Source organism: Celeribacter baekdonensis B30, assembly GCF_000299875.1.
In the GTDB taxonomy this organism is placed as follows: Bacteria; Pseudomonadota; Alphaproteobacteria; order Rhodobacterales; family Rhodobacteraceae; genus Celeribacter; species Celeribacter baekdonensis_A.
On record NZ_AMRK01000036.1, the window covers coordinates 1 to 1254 of the forward strand.

The 1254-nt window shown below is 56.6% G+C and carries 2 protein-coding genes; both read right to left on the reverse strand.

Features of this window, described 5'->3' with window-relative positions; all coding sequences use genetic code 11:
* Window positions 1-315: ABC transporter substrate-binding protein (locus tag B30_RS21170; RefSeq protein ID WP_009574309.1), on the reverse strand; the 315-nt coding region annotated here is incomplete at its 3' end.
* Between the two features lie 129 nt (window positions 316-444).
* Window positions 445-1254 (reverse strand): ABC transporter substrate-binding protein (locus tag B30_RS21175; RefSeq protein WP_009574310.1); only part of this gene is annotated, 810 nt, incomplete at its 5' end.

Here is a 1254-nt window from a genome sequence, read left to right on the forward strand (position 1 = left end):
CACGGTCGAGGAGGAATACACCGTCCCCAGCAGCGCAAATGCGCCCTCATCAATGGCCTTTTGCACCAAGGCGCGGCTCACCTGTGGGTCGGTTTGTGTGTCGTATTTTGACATATCAACCTGCATCCCGAGGATTCCACCCTGTGCATTGATCTCATCAATCGCAAGATCCACGCCGTCGGACCACACCGACCCTGCGGCAGCCCCAGGTCCCGACAGTTCCGCAATATTAGCGATTTTCACCATCTCAGCATGCGCGGACATCGCCATCATCATGACGCTCAGGCTCACACCCGTAAAAACTCTACGTTTCATATCCATTCCTCCCATGTGTTCCCCTGATGATTTGGATCATCAGAGCTGTGCAATCGGCTGGCGTCATAGCGCGCCTTTGCCGGATCACCCCGCGCCCCGTCATATGAGGCGCGGGGCGGGTGGCCTGTCTCAGTTCGGCGGCAGAATGGTCGTGATGTCCTGTGCGCCGTTTTTGACTTCAACCATGAAACTTTCGCGGGACACTTCGCCGGTTTCATCCCAGCAAATGTCCATCAAAACGCCGGGATAAGTGGCCGCATCCAGACAGGTGCCATGCAATGCATCCGTCAGTTTTTGGCTGTCCGCCTCGCCAACGATCTCCGTGCCGTATTTGATCGCATAGGCACCGATATAGCCTTTGATCGCGTTGTGATCGGGGCGATAGCCAAACCGCTCGGTGAACTTCGCGCTCATCGCCTGCAACAGCGGCACGGGGGCGTCCGCCGAAAGTGCGACATGACCCAAGGCACCCTCGGCGGCTCCCCCGGACAGGTCGATGACCTTTTGCGACGCCAAAACCGTGTCGCCCACCATCGGAATGTTGAGACCTTGCTTTTTGGCCTCAATCAAAAACCGCGCGCTTTCCTCTTCGGTCAGATAAATAAACACGGCTTCAGCGCCAGTGTTTTTGATCTTGAGAATATCGGCGGAAAAATCCGCCTGGCCCTGCTCGGAGGGCACATCAGACACGATCTCAAGCCCTATCTCTTTGGCCACATCGACAAAGGCATCATGGCCGCCCTTGCCATATTCCGTATTGGCCCAAGCGATGGCCACTTTGCTCACCCCCAGACCGTCTTTGAGATAGGTGCCGATTTTCGGCATGCCCTTTTGCGCGCCAAAGGTGGTGCGAAAAATATAGGGGTTGCCTTTTTGGGTGATCGACGGGGCCTCGGAGCCGGTGAATTGCGGGATGCCGTTTTGCTGGGCGACCAACAT